Consider the following 15335-nt stretch of genomic DNA (forward strand, 5'->3'; position numbering starts at 1 on the left):
CCGCCCACTCGAACACCTCTCTGTGATGCTTCGGCGCCCCTTCAGACAAGCCCAATTGCCCATTGCGAAGACGCCCGCCGGCACGCGACGATCCATCGGCGGCGGGCAACGGCCATCACCAGCAAGAAAATGCCAAGGCCGGCGAAAATGACGGTCACAACAGTCCCCGCGATGATCGCTCCGGGAGTCGGGTCTTGCAGCACAAGTGCACCGACGAACGCGCTGCCCGTAAGGAACATGCCCCCGAACAGCGCCCCACTCCGAGGGCTCTTGAGCGAAACACGGTAGGGCCCGGTCGTGTTGTCGCTGCCCATCCAAGCGAATGGTTCCCGCGGAAGCTCACCGAGCTGCGTGCGCCTCATCACTCGACGCTCTCCTTTATTCGCACGAAATCCGCCAGAATCGCCAGAAGGCCAGCCGCGTCGACCCCTTCAGTTCTCCGCTGGTCGTCTTGGTCGTGAACGTCTGCGACATCCCAGAGTTCATCGTCCTGAGCGCGCACGAACAGGTGATTCTTGGCAAAGATGCTGGAGCCCGAACTCGCCTCGCTACCGAAATACACAACGCCGAGCGGGTGCCGCGCGACGCTGCCGTCGATGACCTGCTTCAGAAACGCTACGTCGGGTGCCGAAGGCTCCTTGACGACCATCTCCCATGATCCGAGGGCCGTCGGCTGCAGAAAGATCGACAGCTCGGGTGCCTGCAGGTACAGCGCCGCTTCGGCGCCGTTTTCCGTAATCAGTGCGATCTCCGTCCAACGAGCAGCGACCTGTAGCGTCGCAGCGAGCAGCCGAATCCCTCCTCGCGGCACCAGCAAATCACCCTCGAGCACAAGTTCACCCCGAGCAACCAGGCTCGACGCCCCGACAGCGACAATCTGTTCGGTCAGAAAATCTTCGTTGACCTGGAGAAACTCGAGGGCTTTCTGTCTCCGGATGCCCGCCGTCAGCGAAATCGCGTACGCAATCTCAGCGGCGCCGAAGCCGACGACCTCATCCGGCCATTCAACGGTGCCCACGTCAACAGTGCCCACGTCTCGGGCGCTCGCTTCTGCGACGACTGCTTCAGTCGGGCTCGACTCGGTGTGGCTCGCATCGAACATGGTCATTCTCGCTCCTTCTTGCTGCTCACTGGCTTCATGCTCACTAGCTGATGAATTCTGTCTGTCCAAATCCATCAGAAGGGCCAGACCTTTCGTGCATTCTTCGCGACGCTGTTGGCGAAGTCCTCAGCGCCGTGTGCGGCCGATTCAACACCGTGAGCGGCTGCTGAGGCACCGTCGCCGATCGCCTTTCCGGTCGAGTTGGCTGCATCCCCGATCATTCTGCTCGTCACCTGGCCGCCAACTCTGAGGTTCTCATTCGATTCGTCGACGAAACTGTGGAACGCCGGAACCTTGTCGTAGGCGAGCGAACCCAATGCCATTCCTCCCGAGGCGAGCCCCGCAATCGCATCAACCGGAGGGATCGGGATCATTGCCACCACACCGAGCCCCGTCTGGATCCCGTCGTAGACCGCCCTGCCGTTCTGCTTGTTCGCGATGTCAGAGCCGACGGTGATAACACCGACGACGGCGCCCAGCGGGCCGAGCACCTTACCTACAGTGCCCAGAACAGAGGCGGCCGAACCGAGCTTGCCTGCGAAGGCGCTGTCGCCGAGCATCCGACTCACGTCTTGGGTCATGGCCTCCCAGTTCTTGCCATCAACGAAATCCGTTAGCGTGTCGAAGCCTTTAGCAAGTTTGCTGGATTTGAGACCATCCTCGAGGAAGTGCAGGCTAACCCACCGCTGAAGCTTGCTCCCAGCATCGATCGTGTCGATGAGGTCTTTCACCCCGCCCATGTTGTACATATTGTCGAAAGTCTTCTTGCCCGCGAGAAACGTCGGGTTGGTCAGAAGGGCCTTGATCATGCCCCCGCCCACTCCGATCATGCCGCCGACCTCTTCGGGTATCCGGCTCCAACCATCGAGGAGCCCGCCGGCACCGCCCGCAGAACCCCCGACTCCGGATGCCCGGCTAGCCTGATCCTGCTCGTCGGCGTTCGTGCGGAGATTAGTCGCCGAGTTGCGCAGCAACCTGGCGGCCGCCGAAACATTGCGGCTGTACTCGGAATCCCAGGAGTGTCGAAACCGCACCGCAACCGGCCCGACCCACGCACTGATCTGGATCTGGTGGCCGACGGTCAGTCTGGCGGCATCAAGTTTGTCGCCGAGCTGGTCGAACCTCTGCGCCAGTTCGCGCAGTTGGGCCACATCGGCCCCATATGCACCTGCCATGCAAAATCCTCGTCTCGGGGGGTGGTGGTGCGAAAAATTGAGGGTGCCGGTTGTGGGGCCAAGCGGTGAGCCCGGCCCCACAACCGAACAAGAGCTACGCCGAAGCCGTCTCCTGGTCTTGAGCGTTCTTCGAGGCTTTCTGTGAGGCGTCTTTCAGTGCTGCGACGACCTGCTTCAGCTGCGAGGTGTACTCGCCCGACCATGCTTGGCGAAACTGCTCCGAGTCCGGCCCTGTCCACTGCGTGTTGCCGAGCGCCGCCGTCAGCGTGCTCAACACGCCCTCGATGTCGCCCGCCTTCTGGTTGAGCTGACTGCTGAGCTGCCGAACCTGCTCGACGTCAAGACCCCAAACTGCCATGGTTCCTTCTCCTCTTTCTTGTGTTTCGTCTGATGTGTGGGTAGAGCTGATACTGCGGATGGTGCGGTATGTGTGTCACGATATGGCTCCGGCCACGGCCGGGTCGATGGGTTCAGTTCCCCATGCAGGCGGGTCACGATTCACTGATCGCCACCTGGATCTTCATCGATCGGCCCCCCGCGACGAGGAAGCCGCGGCCTGGCGGAAAGTCCGCTCGCCTGATTCGGCCTGTCGAGGTTCCGAGCAGAGTGTCGCCGTCGAGGTCTCCTGGCGTGAGGAGCAGACCCCTGCGACCGGCTTTGAATGGCGCAGCCAACGTCCAGGCCTGCGACCAGGTCGAGGTCTCAGACTCGCCGACCACCAACTGCTCGGTTCGGGCGGCCATCTTGATGAGCCTGTCGATGGCGGCCTCGGCGTCAGAGCCGGTGTATTCAGTGACGTTCTCGATCAGAATCGCCACACTTCCGGGCTCGAGCTGACCGGATTCGAGACGCTGGATGAGAGCCGCGGCGCTCGCGCTCGCTGCGTCGATGTCGGTCGCAGACGCATCCCAGGTGCGACCTCGGCTGAGGGGGGTGCGGCGGGGGCTGAAGAACGCGAGATGGATGATCCGCGGGTCTCTGCGCAGAGAATCCGCGATGGTCGCCAAAGCCGTCGTGCGACCGCTGCCGGGAGGCCCGGAGAGCATGAACGTTCCCGTGGTGCCGATTCCGATGGGTGACAGGTACGCGTCTTCCACGCCGATGACGGGGCTGCCGTCACCGTCGCGGCCGGGCAAGGAGGCGAGCGGAATCATGTCGCCGAGCCGCTCGATCGGCGGCGCGGCTGCAAGCTTCTGCCTCTGCATGCTCGCCCCGAGCGCCTTCATCTGCCTCGCCTGGACGGCGACGTTCGAACTCGACCCGAGAATCGCAAGCTGCACCTCATTGCCGTCGACGATGCCTCGCCCCGGAGGCGACGCCATCGTCAGCACGTCTTTGGCGACCCCGAGCATCAGGTAGTCGTCTTCGGTGGCCAGCCGCAGCACGATGCGCTTCTGAACCGTCGATCCGATCGAGGTGGGAATGGAATTCGGCCTGTCGCCCGTCATCACGATGTGCACGCCCAGCTGGCGCCCGTCGGCGGCGATCTGGGCGAAGACCGTGAACCAGCTCGAGTTTGAGGCGAATTCGTAGGCCTCACGAAAGGCGGCCATTCCATCGATGAGCAGCAGGATGCGCGGCTCAGCGGGCTTCGACGCGAGCTGCCGGTACTCCCCGATCGTTCCCGCACCGAGTTCGGCGTACCGTTTCGCTCGATCTTCGACGAGGTCGCGCAGCTTGCGCAGCAGCCTCACGACCCGTTCGTCGTCGTCGCCAGAGACGATCGAGCCGACGTGCGGAAGGTCTTTGAGCATCCGCAGCCCGCCGGCGCCGAAGTCGAGGCCGTAGACCTGCACTGGGCCTCCCCGAAGGGTGACCGACGCGGCCACAGCGATGGTGCGGAGTGCTGCGCTTTTCCCCGAGCCGCCCGTGCCGAAGATCGCCATGTTGCCGTCACGATCGGGTTCGTAGAAGCACGTCGGCTGCGACTGCGATGCAGGGTCGTCGACGACGCCGATGACCAGCCGCGCATCCGTTCGCGGGTTGGGTACGAGCCGGAAGTCATAGACGGCCGCCAGCTCATCGAGCCACGGTCGCCGGGGTGCCGGAACCCCTGCACCCTCGGATGCCCGAGCGATCGTCGACACGATGCGGGAGATGTCGGTCGGGCCGGGGTCGGCGACGACCGCCGCCTCGAGCTCGGGTACATCCCACACCGCGCCGCTGCCGAAGCCGATCTCGCGGATGTCGACGCGGGGCCGAGGTGGCTCGCCGTCTGTCCAGCCACCCGCATACCCGGTCTGGAAGGCAGCGAGTCGACCGGGGCCTGTCTTGGCCGTTCCCCGGCCCGGAATCGTCGGGTCGAAGGAGGCGGCGATCGGGGTGCCCAGAATGTCGGTGGAGTCTTCGGCGTCGGCCATGCGCAATGCGATGCGCAGGTTCGTATTGGCCCGCAGATTGTCTTTGATGACGCCGGCCGGCCGCTGGGTCGCGAGGATGAGGTGCAGCCCGAGCGAACGGCCACGCTGCGCCACATCGACGATGCCGTCGACGAATTCCGGTACCTCGGTGGCCAGAGCGGCGAACTCGTCGACGAAAATGAGCAGGCTGGGCGGCGTCTCGGGGTCACCCTGCTTCTCGAGCGAGACGAGATCCTTGGCTTTCTTGCGCTGCAGCAGGTGCTCGCGGAACCGCAGTTCTGCCCGCAACGAAGTCAGGGCTCGGCGAACAAGGTGAGGCGAGAGGTCGGTGACCAAGCCCACGGTGTGCGGCAGTAGAACACAATCGGCGAAAGCCGCCCCGCCCTTGTAGTCGACGAAGAGAAAGGTGACCCGGTCGGGGCTGTGAGCTGCGGCGAGGCCGAGCACCCACGATTGTAGAAACTCACTCTTGCCTGCCCCTGTTGTGCCGCCGACCAGGGCGTGCGGGCCCTGGGTTCTGAGGTCGAGGTGGAATGCCCCGGTACCCGAGTACCCCACGAGGGCGCGCAGGTTTCCCTCCGCCTTGCGGCGAACCGGCGGTGAGCCGTCGCGAACAACCAACGAGCCGTTCTCGCGCCACCGATCAATCACCGCTGCGGGTTCGTTGATCAGCTCGGGGCCACTCAGGGCGGAGTAGGCGATCGATCTCGGGAGGTCTGACTCGTCGTCGACGGGCGAACCGACGTCGATTACGGGCGAAAGCGCTCGGGCGAGAAGGTGGGCGGTGTTCAGATCGACGGTTTCCGTGCGAATCGGGTGCGACTGCTCGCCCAGCCTTACGTGGCCGACCGCGGCATCACCGTCGGGCGTGAGGCTCAAGAATGTTCTGCAGACGGCCGGCAACTGGTCAGCCGACGCCGCGCACCAGATGAAGTGCACGTTGGCATCGGCGCCTCGCTCGGCGAGTCGCGTTGCCCGTGCGCGATCGATCTGCGCGTCGTTCTCGATGATGACGATCACAGAGGGCAGAAACGGCAGCGGCGTATTCTCATCGTCGCCCGCCTCTGCCGCGCCTGACTTCAGCCTGCCCCGAGGGGCAGGGGCCGCGCCCGCGGTTCGCTGCTCGATCAGTTCTTCGAGGCGGGCAAGCAGGGCCTGCACCGCGACGGGGTTGTCGGCCAGGTGGTCGCCAACCAGAGGGCTGTGCGCTGATGAGGTGTGCGGCATCCATTTCAGCCACTCCCACACGGGAAGCGAGCGTGCCGAAACGATCGCCGCGATGACAAGCTCGGCCGGCGAATGCAGGCCTGCGACATGCAGAACGACGCCCCGGGCGACACCGTCGAGTACGTCTCGCGAGCCCGCAAGGCCCAAGGCACCCGTCGACCTCCAGTCGACCACGAAGGGAACGTCGTCGATCGTGCTGAACTCAATTGCAGCCGCCTCGAGCCGCGCCCAGTGCACGGGCAGCGTCTCGTTGCTGCCGGGCAGAACGAGGGAGCTTCGAGACGGTGCAGTTCCGGTGCCGAGACGAGCAGTGAGAAACGTTTCGTGCTCGGGCCGAACAGCCCACATCGTCGGCGTGTGCCGACGCATCGATTCGACAACCTCGGTGACCGACGGTGACTCCGCATTGCGTGCGGCCCGCTCGGCAGCGTGAGCCTGTGCCTGCCGCTGGGCACTCGCCTCCATCGCCGCACCGAACTGCTGGGTCTGGGATTTCAGCATGCGGCCATTCGAGAGCTTCGTGTCGATGAACGTTCCCACAATGAGAAGTGGGCTCAGAGCCACGAACAGAAGACTCGCCAGCTGCTGGGTGATCACGTAGAGAACAACGCCCATAATGATCGGCGCGACGATCGACAGGTAAGGAAATCGCTGCCGAGCTGGCAGCTTGGGCGGCGTCGGTGCGACGATCTCGATTCCCGGGAATCGAGCGACAACGCGAGGGTTGCGCACGAACTCGACGACGGACCCACTCTGCTCTGCTGACCCGAGCCGCAAGAGGGGCGCGACGCTCAGCATTGTCTCGCCGACCGTGACCACGTCAGACGATGTCAGTGAGGCGCGAACGATCTGTTGCCCGCCGAGCAGTGTGCCGTTCGCCGATTCGAGATCGATGATCTCGACATACTCCGAGACGTTGACGCGGGCGTGCCGTTTCGAGACGAGAGAGTCGCCCAGCCGAACGTCAACCCCGTAGTCGCGGCCGATCGTGCTCGCGCCGAAGGGGAGGTCGAACGTCTTGCCCCGATCGGGCCCTGCCACCACAGTCACCCGGGCCGCCGCCTGTCCCCGTTGCTCGCCGGGGCGAATGAAATCGCTTCCGGCGTAGACCAACTCGATGCTCGAACCAGAGCGCAGCCCTGACTCCGCGAGATCAGAATCCGGGTCGAGAAGTCGCACAGGCGTCGAAACGCCGGTGGCATTCGTGCCGCCAGTCTGAATCGTCAGGTTCGGCTCTTCGGTTGCGCCCGAGCGCAGCGGGTCGGCGACGAAGAGCGCCGAAGCGATGTCTTTGACCAGCGCCGTCGAATCGGCGGTGATCTCGACGTCGACATCGGACTCACCGGCACGTTTGAGTGTGACTTTTACGCGCATCAGTCCTCGTTCTGGGGTGCGTCGAGCAACGGCAGGTCGATACGGGTGACGATGCGGGTCGCGATGGCGTGCTCGATCAGGCGCGCCCGTCGGTTGGTGGCGTACGAGGTCAGCCCGCCACGCAGGCCCTGAACGCCGGCACGATCGAGCTTGTCGCACACGTTGTCGAGCTTGCGGTTGAACCGGGTGCTTGCCCAGCCCAGCCGCTTGGCTGCCATCACCGACGTCGGCAGCTCGCTCATTCCCGTGCCTTCGCGCAGCAGCATCGGTTCAGCAAGGGCCAGGATGACCAGCTTCTGCGACGGCGTGAACGTCACGGCCCCTACGGTGGTCACTCCGCTGGCGGCCTCACCCAAGCCGCTGTCAGAGAACGTCGGCTGCGACGCGTGCACCGTGAACTCGTAGGTCGTCGGGCCGGCAGTGAAGATGACCACTAACGTCGAGAACACCACGGGCAGGCGCGCACCCGGCGCGAGCCAGGCCTGAACACGACCCTCGCCGTCAGATACCGTCGCCGACAGCCGGGTACCGACATTCGACAGCCACCAGAGGCCGTCGGTGTAGTGAATCTCGAGAAAACGACGGTGCAGAAACTGGTTGTCGTCGATGCCGAGGTCGGCGTCGCGGCCGATCGAGAAGACCGTGTCGGCCTCGAGCGAGAACCATTCGCCGCAGTATTCCACGCTGACACCATCACGGGTGCGTGCCGCATCCACGCTGCTCATGGCGCACATCCGGCGGCGGGGGTCGCCGACGCCTGGCCGTTCTGGCGTCTGATCGAGACCTCGATGCATGTCGAACCCGACGCGTCAGCCGGCACGGTCACGGTCGGAGAATCGACCGTTGCGACCGGCCCGGGCTGGCCAGCAGTGACGACATCCCACAGGTACAGATCGCCGGCCTGCGGCAAAGGGTTCACCCAGGTGAAGACAACGCCCCCGGGGCCGACGGCGCCGCTCAGCGACCCCGGTGTCGGTACGGCAGAGTCTACGAGCGGATCGACGGGCGTATCTGACGTCGTCGGCACCTGGGGTGGAGTTGTCGCCGGATTCCCGGTCACCAGCACGGCCGTGACGATGCTCGCACCGAGCACCACGAGCGAGCCCGCGACGATGGTGGGCAGCAACCAGCGTCGTAGCGGCGTGGCCGAAGCCGCGGCGCCACCGCGTTGCACGTCACCCGCCGGAGCATTCTTGGGCCGACGCTGGGTCTCCCCGAGTTCAGGAGCTTCTACGGCCGGCGGCCGCACCCACTCGAGCGGCTGGTTTCGGGGCGCCCCCTTCGCCACGGTTGCGTCAAGACCCGGTACCGAGGTGATCGGCGGCGCAGAGCGATCACCGGTTCGAGCGTCGAGACCCGCACCGAATCCACTGCGCGAACCGCTGGGATCGTCGGCGCCCGAACGCCGCGGGCGCACCGGGGGCGTGCTCTCTGGATCGATGTTCGCGATGTTGCGCACTCGGGTGAGGCCCGCGTCTTCGTCGCGGTCGTCGATCAGGTCTATGACCTCTTCGCTCACCTCGACCTGCGTCATCGACATTCCGAGCTCGATCTGCACGCGCTGCAGTAGGTGCGCAAACTCGATGGCTGTCGGCGGCCGGTCGGCCGGATTCTTGCTCATCGAGCGCGCGAGCACCTCGTCGAGCGAAACGGGCACATCTTCGCGGCCAAGTGGGGGCAGCGCCATGTTCTCGATGCGGTTGATGACCGTGGCGCTCGTGTTGGTTGCACCGGGCAACTCGAATGGCGAGCGACCGGCAAGCAGGGTGTAGATGGTTGCGGAGAGCGCGTAGACATCGGATTGCGGGCCGCTCCACGCCGGAACGGCGAACGACTCGGGCGGCGACCACGGAATCGACATTCCCGTCGACGTAGCGCTGCCGTCGGTCGTGGTGGCCGAGATTCCGAAGTCGGTCAGTGCCGGGCGGTTGTATTCTGTTACGAGAATATTCGCGGGCTTGATGTCGCGATGCAGAATCCCGGCCCGATGCGACGTCTCGACCGCTCCAGCCACCTGGATGCCGATTCGGATCGCCTCACTGACACTGAACCGCTCACGTGTGAAACGCACATGCAGGTTGGGGCGTGAGCAGTACTCCATGACCAGGTACGGTCGCCCGTCAGTGGAGACACCCGCCTGGTAGATGGTGACGATCGACGGGTGGGTCGAGAGCATCGCCATCAGGTTGGCTTCGGCCGTGAACTCCTCCACGGCACCCGAACGAAGTTTGTCGGTCAGCAGTACCTTCACCGCGACCGGTCTCTTCAGCGGCTCTTGGTAGAGAAACACATCCGCGAAGCCACCACTCCCGAGGTTCTTGACATACGTGAAGCCAGCAAGATCTGGCGGGATGCTCGGGGCCCGACGCGCGCTCATTGTGGAGCCTCGAAGACCACAGAGACCCCATCACCCAGATCGAGCAGGTCGCCGTTCGCCAACATGGTCGGCTCTTGCGGATGCAGCCGTTCGGGGGCCCTGCCGGGCCGGTACAGTCGGGTTCCGTTCGTCGTATCGAGGTCCACGGCGAAGACATGGATGCCTTCCCGGCGAATGGCGAGATGGTTGCGCGAGATGTCTTGGTCGGGGCTCGGCACGGTCACAAGGTGCGGCATAGACCCTGCCGAGACACGACCCGCGCTCGGCTTGCGCCCGATGACGACGTCACGATCGAGTTCGACTTCGGCGCCCGTCGACACCAGCAGCCTGCCCGCACTCACGGCGGGGGCGACACCCGCTGATGATGCGGGGGGCCCAGCTGACCCACTCTGCCCTGCGAACCCCGCACTCTCACGTGCGGCTGCAGCCCGCAATGCCTGTACCTGCTCCATCGACACGGTCTCACCGTCATGATCGCCCTGGGCCTCGGGGATGAAGTCGCTCTGGAGTTCGGCAGAGATGCCACTGCCGAATCGAGGAACGCCGACAATCATCCCTCCGGGCGCGGGCGACGGGTTGGGCATGGGAGGCGGAGGCAGCGCGGGTGCCTTCACGGTGATGACGGGCCCGACTGAGCGACGGACATCCACACGTTCTGATTCTGGTTCTGGTTCTGTTTCTGGTTCATCGCTCGGGCGCACAGCTGCTCGCTCGACCGAGGACGCCACGGTCTCTCCCGACAGCATCTCGTCGTACAGCAGCCCCGTGGTGTCATCGAATGGGGTCGCTGTCTCTACAGAAACGCTCGGAGCCCCTACGCTCTCCCCCGTCGCGGTTTCGACCGAGACGGGGGTTTCAACCGGGACGGGGTCGACCTTCGGAGCTACGACCGGCCCGATGGCCTCGGGCTGAACCGGCGCCACGACGGGCAGAGGTGACACGACAGCGGGCACGCGCGGCGATGACTCTGAGAGCATGCACTCGACACCCGCGCAGAGAACGACTCCGCTGTCGATCGGGAGTATGAAGTCGATGGCACCGGCTGGCATCGATGAGATGACGACAGACCGAGGTGTCGTCGAGATGCTCTCACTCCAAGTGGTGACGCGGGCGCCCGATACAGCGAACGACCCGACGTCGGCGTCTCCTTCGATGAACACCGAGAGCGGGCCTCTGACGGCAATCAATACCTCATCGCCGACGAACGCGACGACCGCGAACGAGGGCAGGTCGGCGAGGCTGGTTCCGAAGGTTCCGGTGAGCGCCTCGAGGAGCGCGCCGAGTCCTTTACCCTCTTTCAGCGCCTCGTAGACCTCGTGCAGCAGTTTCGGGGAACTGAGCGCGGGAAGCAGCGCGACTCCCCCGTCAGCGACGATGCCGAACCAGGCTCCCGGGGCATAGCGGTGGGTCACGAGGTCGCCCCGTGTGTCTCCGACCGCGGAACCGTGTCGTTGAGGTCGTCACGCCTTGATTCGCGGGGAAGGGGCAGGTGAGGAAGTGTCTCGCTGCCGACCTCGTGCCCTGCCACCGACACCGCGTCAACGACAACAGCCGTCACGTTGTCGCGACCGCCGTGCAGCAGCGATTCATGCACCAGGCGCGTTGCCGCCGCCTGCGGAGCGACCTCATCGCGCAGAATCTGCTGAATGTGATCGTCTGTGAGCTCGCCGGTCAGTCCGTCGGAGCAGACCAGCAGGCGGTCACCCGCAGACGCCGGAATGTACCAGTAGTCGGGCTGGCTGTCGCTGCCGGCACCGATCGCACGCGTGACCACGTTGCGCTGGGCGTCTCTGGTTGCCTGCTCTGAGGTGAGCTCGCCACGTTCGACGCGCTCCTGAACGAGGGAGTGGTCGACGCTGATCTGTTCGAACTGCCCCTCAGCGAGCCGGTAGGTTCGTGAATCGCCCAGGTTGATCATCAGCCAATACGCTGCCTCGTCGACCTGGGCGACGGCGACGCCGCTGAGCGTGGTGCCGGCACCGGCGCCTCGGCCTTCGGGTAGCAGGCGCACTCGTTCGGCCGCATCGGTGAAGGCCAGCTGCATCTCTTCGAGCGAGATGCTCGGCTGAGACGCAAGCCGGGTGTAGACCTCGATCACTGTGGCGCTGGCGACCTCTCCCGCATCGTGACCACCCATGCCGTCTGCAACGAGAAAGAGTGTTCCGCTGGCGAGAAAGGAGTCTTCGTTCAGGGCACGGCGAAGTCCCTTGTCGGTCGCCGAACCGACGTTGACCACAATCGGCGGCTCAGTACCGATGTCGGTCACCGGGTACTCACTGTGACGCGCCGATCGCCCAGGAGCAGAACGTCACCCGGGCTGAGATACACCGGAAGGTCGACTCCCACGGGGATCTCGGGGTAGCCCCGCCGCTCAACGCGGGTTCCGTTCGTCGAATGGCGGTCGATGACACCGAGGCGATCGCCGTCGATGATGAAAGCGGCGTGGGTCTTCGACATCGACTTGGTGTGGTCGAGCAGCGAAACGAGCTGGGTCATGTCGCCCGTGCCTTGCGGATTTCGACCGATCAAACCCGACCCGGTGAGCACGACATCCTCGCCGGAGTCGACGCCGAATACCCATCGGGGTTGCGAGCGCACCGGCGGGGCCGCCCGAGTCTCATCGAGATCATCCCGGGAAAAATTGTCGCCAACCGAGATCCCCGCAGGGATCATCGAAGGAATCACAGACCCGGGCACGCTCGAAATCGGGGCCGGCGCAACGGCCGCTGCTCGGTACACAGGCGCCGAGGGAGCCGCAGCCGCAACGGGCACCTGATACACGGGGGCAACCTCAGGCGCAACGGGCACCACCGGAACCTGGTACACGGGCGCCACCTCGGGAACCGCAGCCATCCCGGCATCGGACACCCCCGCACCGGCCACACTGACACCGCCGACTGCGCCGCCCTCCGTGTCCCGCAGCATCCACGTGCCCGACGCCTGATCGTGCCACCCGCGCCGTGCCCCCGTCGAATCGAACAGGGGCGAGAGCGGTCCGACGATGATGTAGAAGGTCAGCGAGAAGATGATGAGCCGGCCGAGCGCCCGCCAGAACCCCGGCTCACCCATCGTGTCGAGCCGAACCAGCCGAATCTTCGTGGCCTTCATGCCCGGCGTCTGACCCGACCCGAGTGCCCCGAGGTAGAACAGCCCCAGCACGATTCGCAAGATGAGTGGAATCCACACCGCGAGCGAGATCATCGTCGAGTAGGCAGAATAGTCCCCGCGACCGATAGCCCCGCCGGCCGCTACGGTGAACCCGATCTGCACGACGAACGGAATCAGGCTGACCCACAACATGTCGAGCACATAAGCGCCTGCCCGCGAACCCATCGTCGCGCTCTGCTGCTCCAGCGCAGCTCGCTGGCCGGTAACCAGGCTCATCGTCTTGCTCGCTTTCGTTTCTCGGTGAACCGTGCGGCACGGCGCATCCACTCGTCCCAGAACGACCGAAGAGACAGCCGACCGCGCGCCCGGCGCCAACGCGAGACCGATTTCTTCATCGCCCGCACGATGACGTCGACTTCGCTCCAGAACACCGCCACCTGCTCGTCAGACGGTTCACCGGGGCCAAACACCCCATGGTCGACCTCGGCCGCCAGCGTCGTCACTCCCGATTCGGGGAAGCGTTCGGCGATCGCCGTCGCACCTTCTCTGCGCGTGGTGCCGGGCGTCAGCGACGCACCGAGGTCGACGGCCGTGTCGACGACCTCTGACCATCCGCCGCTCAGCCTGTCACTCGGCCGACCCGCGGTTGCGCGTCGCCGTCGACGCCTGGCCTTCAGCACCCCGATCACGACGATCGGCCCGATCAGAATGGCCAGCACGATCAAGACGTTCACCGCTACTCCGGCGATAGCCCAGATGCCTGCCCAGTCGTCGGTCGGTGTCTTCTGTTTCTGGTTGTCAGACAGCACATCGGGCGGCAGCTCGGCGGGAGCCTGCGCGGGGGGCGGCGGCTGCAGCACCTGCGGCTGCGGCTTGGTCTTCTGCTTGGGCGCCTGCTGTTGCGGCGTCTGGTCTTTCGGAGGCGTCGGGTCGAAAGTCATCCAGCCTGCACCCTGAAAGTCGACCTCGACCCACGCGTGCAGATCACTTCCGGTGATCGCAACAGAACCCTGCGCGGCATTGGCGGGATAGAAACCCATCACCACTCGTGCGGGCAACCCCAGCTGGGTCGCCTCCAGCGCCATCGCCACGGCGTACTGCTCGTCATCGCCGACCATCTGGTCACCAGTGAGCAGGGTGTTGATGCGCTCGGAGCTGTGACCAGAACGAGAGACGGTGTCACCCTGCAGCCCATGGCTGAAGAAGCCCTGCGTGTGCAGCGTCGTCGCCAGCGCCCGGGCTTGGTCGAGTGCGCCAGTCGCCTCACCGATGGCGTTGTCGGCGGCACCGGTCACGCTGTCGGGAATACCGAATGACTTCGGCATGGTCAGCCGTGCGGCAGTTGTCGCCGCAAGCTGTTCGTCGGTGAATGTCGGCGGCACGATGACCTCGGCGGTGTACGAATCCCCCGCGACGAGCGGTACAGTCGTCACCGCCACACCTGTTGCACTGTTGTAGTGCAGCGCCTCGGCGAGCTGACCTGCACGATCGCCGCCGAAACGGAGTGCGGTGAGGTAGCCGACGTCGGGCATCCAGACGCCGGCCAGGGCCTCGTCGGTGATGGTGATCGTGGCGGGGGTGCCGGCACGCGTGTCGACGATCTGTGTTCCGACACGGGAGAAGGTACCCGAACCCTCAGAGCCGCTGCCCGACACGTTGTAAACGATGCCGTCGTAGAGGTCGAGCGTGGCGAGCCGAATGCGGGCCCCGTCGGGCAGCCCCGACACCGTGAACAGGGTCGTGCTGGCGAAGTCGCGCACGTATTTGCGGTACGACTCGAGCGGGCTCGGGTAGGCTCGCAGGTCGAGGGGCGGCACGACCGTGTCGCGCAGGACGTGCCGCTGGGATGCGGGGAGTGCGGCGCCGGCCGTCGCGAAGCCGACCACGAGACCGACCACGATGAGGCCGGCCGCGAGCGCGGCGCGTCGACTGCGTGCGGCAACGGGTTGAGCATTGTCGCCCTCGTATTCGATCAGGTCATCTGCTGTCGATACCGCGGCGAGCGACTCGGCGCGCCTGAACGCGACCCAGCCGATCGACAGCCCCGCGAGCAGAACGCCCCGTACGAGCGGCTCGACCGTCTCATGGGTGCCGAGGCTGATCGAGAGCGCGAACAAGGCAACCACCGGAATCAGTGCCGTCGCCCAGCGCTGACGCAACCGCAGGGCGAGGCTGGCTGAGATGACACCGGCGAGAAGCGACGAAAGAAAAGGCACGATGAGCAGCTGATCGAAGCCCGCCACCGGCGCCTGCACGGTGAGTAGCTGCTTCCACGACAGAACAGCGCCGAAGGCCAGTCCGCTCAGCGTGTCGAGCGACGGAATCACCCCGGCGATCGTCGTCGAACGCAGCGCGAGCCCACCGCCCAGCACGAAGTAGGCGACGATCGTCGCAGCGGCCACGACCAGTGCGTCCCACCGCAGTCGGGCGCCCAGGTAGGCGATACCCAACCCGAGCAGCAGCCCGCCGAAGCCGCCGATGAGGTACCCGAACCCGCCGAAGATCGGCGCGAATCCCAGCACCGAAATACCGAGTACCGCAGCCAGATAGGCGAGGTCGATGAGCTGAGCGGATGCCCGCCGAGCCACTACACGTGCGCTGGTGTCTCTCAT

General features: G+C 65.3%; 11 protein-coding genes. All 11 read right to left on the reverse strand.

The window, feature by feature from the left end:
• Window positions 1–41: 41 nt before the first annotated feature.
• A complete protein-coding gene (locus tag KPL76_RS03910; protein WP_216335210.1) occupies window positions 42–362 on the reverse strand; it encodes a hypothetical protein in 321 nt (106 codons plus the stop codon).
• On the reverse strand, window positions 362–1108 hold the full coding sequence (locus KPL76_RS03915; RefSeq protein ID WP_216335211.1) for a hypothetical protein: 747 nt from the start codon (window positions 1106–1108) through the stop codon (window positions 362–364). The genes KPL76_RS03910 and KPL76_RS03915 overlap by 1 nt, the downstream gene beginning before the upstream one ends.
• 68 nt (window positions 1109–1176) lie before the next feature.
• Window positions 1177–2277, reverse strand: coding sequence for a WXG100 family type VII secretion target (locus tag KPL76_RS03920; RefSeq protein ID WP_216335212.1), 1101 nt, complete (start codon window positions 2275–2277; stop codon window positions 1177–1179).
• A 94-nt stretch (window positions 2278–2371) separates the two neighbouring features.
• The gene (locus KPL76_RS03925; RefSeq protein ID WP_216335213.1) at window positions 2372–2635 is read right to left on the reverse strand and encodes a WXG100 family type VII secretion target; all 264 of its coding nucleotides are present in this window, start codon (window positions 2633–2635) and stop codon (window positions 2372–2374) included.
• A 133-nt stretch (window positions 2636–2768) separates the two neighbouring features.
• A complete protein-coding gene (locus tag KPL76_RS03930) occupies window positions 2769–7238 on the reverse strand; it encodes an FtsK/SpoIIIE domain-containing protein (protein WP_216335214.1) in 4470 nt (1489 codons plus the stop codon).
• Complete coding sequence (locus KPL76_RS03935; protein ID WP_216335215.1) at window positions 7238–7963, reverse strand: hypothetical protein; 726 nt, start codon at window positions 7961–7963, stop codon at window positions 7238–7240. Before KPL76_RS03935 ends, KPL76_RS03930 begins: the two co-directional genes overlap by 1 nt.
• Window positions 7960–9615: a serine/threonine-protein kinase gene (locus tag KPL76_RS03940; RefSeq protein WP_216335216.1), complete on the reverse strand. Its 1656-nt coding sequence runs from the start codon at window positions 9613–9615 to the stop codon at window positions 7960–7962. Before KPL76_RS03940 ends, KPL76_RS03935 begins: the two co-directional genes overlap by 4 nt.
• Window positions 9612–11027: an FHA domain-containing protein gene (locus KPL76_RS03945; protein ID WP_216335217.1), complete on the reverse strand. Its 1416-nt coding sequence runs from the start codon at window positions 11025–11027 to the stop codon at window positions 9612–9614. Before KPL76_RS03945 ends, KPL76_RS03940 begins: the two co-directional genes overlap by 4 nt.
• A complete protein-coding gene (locus tag KPL76_RS03950) occupies window positions 11024–11881 on the reverse strand; it encodes a PP2C family serine/threonine-protein phosphatase (protein WP_253202159.1) in 858 nt (285 codons plus the stop codon). Before KPL76_RS03950 ends, KPL76_RS03945 begins: the two co-directional genes overlap by 4 nt.
• The gene (locus KPL76_RS03955) at window positions 11878–12999 is read right to left on the reverse strand and encodes an RDD family protein (protein ID WP_216335218.1); all 1122 of its coding nucleotides are present in this window, start codon (window positions 12997–12999) and stop codon (window positions 11878–11880) included. The genes KPL76_RS03950 and KPL76_RS03955 overlap by 4 nt, the downstream gene beginning before the upstream one ends.
• Window positions 12996–15335: a transglutaminase family protein gene (locus tag KPL76_RS03960; RefSeq protein WP_216335219.1), complete on the reverse strand. Its 2340-nt coding sequence runs from the start codon at window positions 15333–15335 to the stop codon at window positions 12996–12998. The genes KPL76_RS03955 and KPL76_RS03960 overlap by 4 nt, the downstream gene beginning before the upstream one ends.

The organism is Subtercola sp. PAMC28395 (assembly GCF_018889995.1).
Classification (GTDB): domain Bacteria; phylum Actinomycetota; class Actinomycetes; order Actinomycetales; family Microbacteriaceae; genus Subtercola.

What these genes read in the sequence shown, in the direction of transcription:
- KPL76_RS03955 (WP_216335218.1), bottom strand. Translation starts at nt 12,999, where the DNA reads ATGAGCCTGGTTACCGGCCAGCGAGCTGCGCTGGAGCAGCAGAGCGCG.
- KPL76_RS03910 (WP_216335210.1), bottom strand. Translation starts at nt 362, where the DNA reads ATGAGGCGCACGCAGCTCGGTGAGCTTCCGCGGGAACCATTCGCTTGG.
- KPL76_RS03940 (WP_216335216.1), bottom strand. Translation starts at nt 9,615, where the DNA reads ATGAGCGCGCGTCGGGCCCCGAGCATCCCGCCAGATCTTGCTGGCTTC.
- KPL76_RS03960 (WP_216335219.1), bottom strand. Translation starts at nt 15,335, where the DNA reads ATGAGAGACACCAGCGCACGTGTAGTGGCTCGGCGGGCATCCGCTCAG.
- KPL76_RS03915 (WP_216335211.1), bottom strand. Translation starts at nt 1,108, where the DNA reads ATGACCATGTTCGATGCGAGCCACACCGAGTCGAGCCCGACTGAAGCA.
- KPL76_RS03935 (WP_216335215.1), bottom strand. Translation starts at nt 7,963, where the DNA reads ATGAGCAGCGTGGATGCGGCACGCACCCGTGATGGTGTCAGCGTGGAA.
- KPL76_RS03925 (WP_216335213.1), bottom strand. Translation starts at nt 2,635, where the DNA reads ATGGCAGTTTGGGGTCTTGACGTCGAGCAGGTTCGGCAGCTCAGCAGT.
- KPL76_RS03930 (WP_216335214.1), bottom strand. Translation starts at nt 7,238, where the DNA reads ATGCGCGTAAAAGTCACACTCAAACGTGCCGGTGAGTCCGATGTCGAC.
- KPL76_RS03920 (WP_216335212.1), bottom strand. Translation starts at nt 2,277, where the DNA reads ATGGCAGGTGCATATGGGGCCGATGTGGCCCAACTGCGCGAACTGGCG.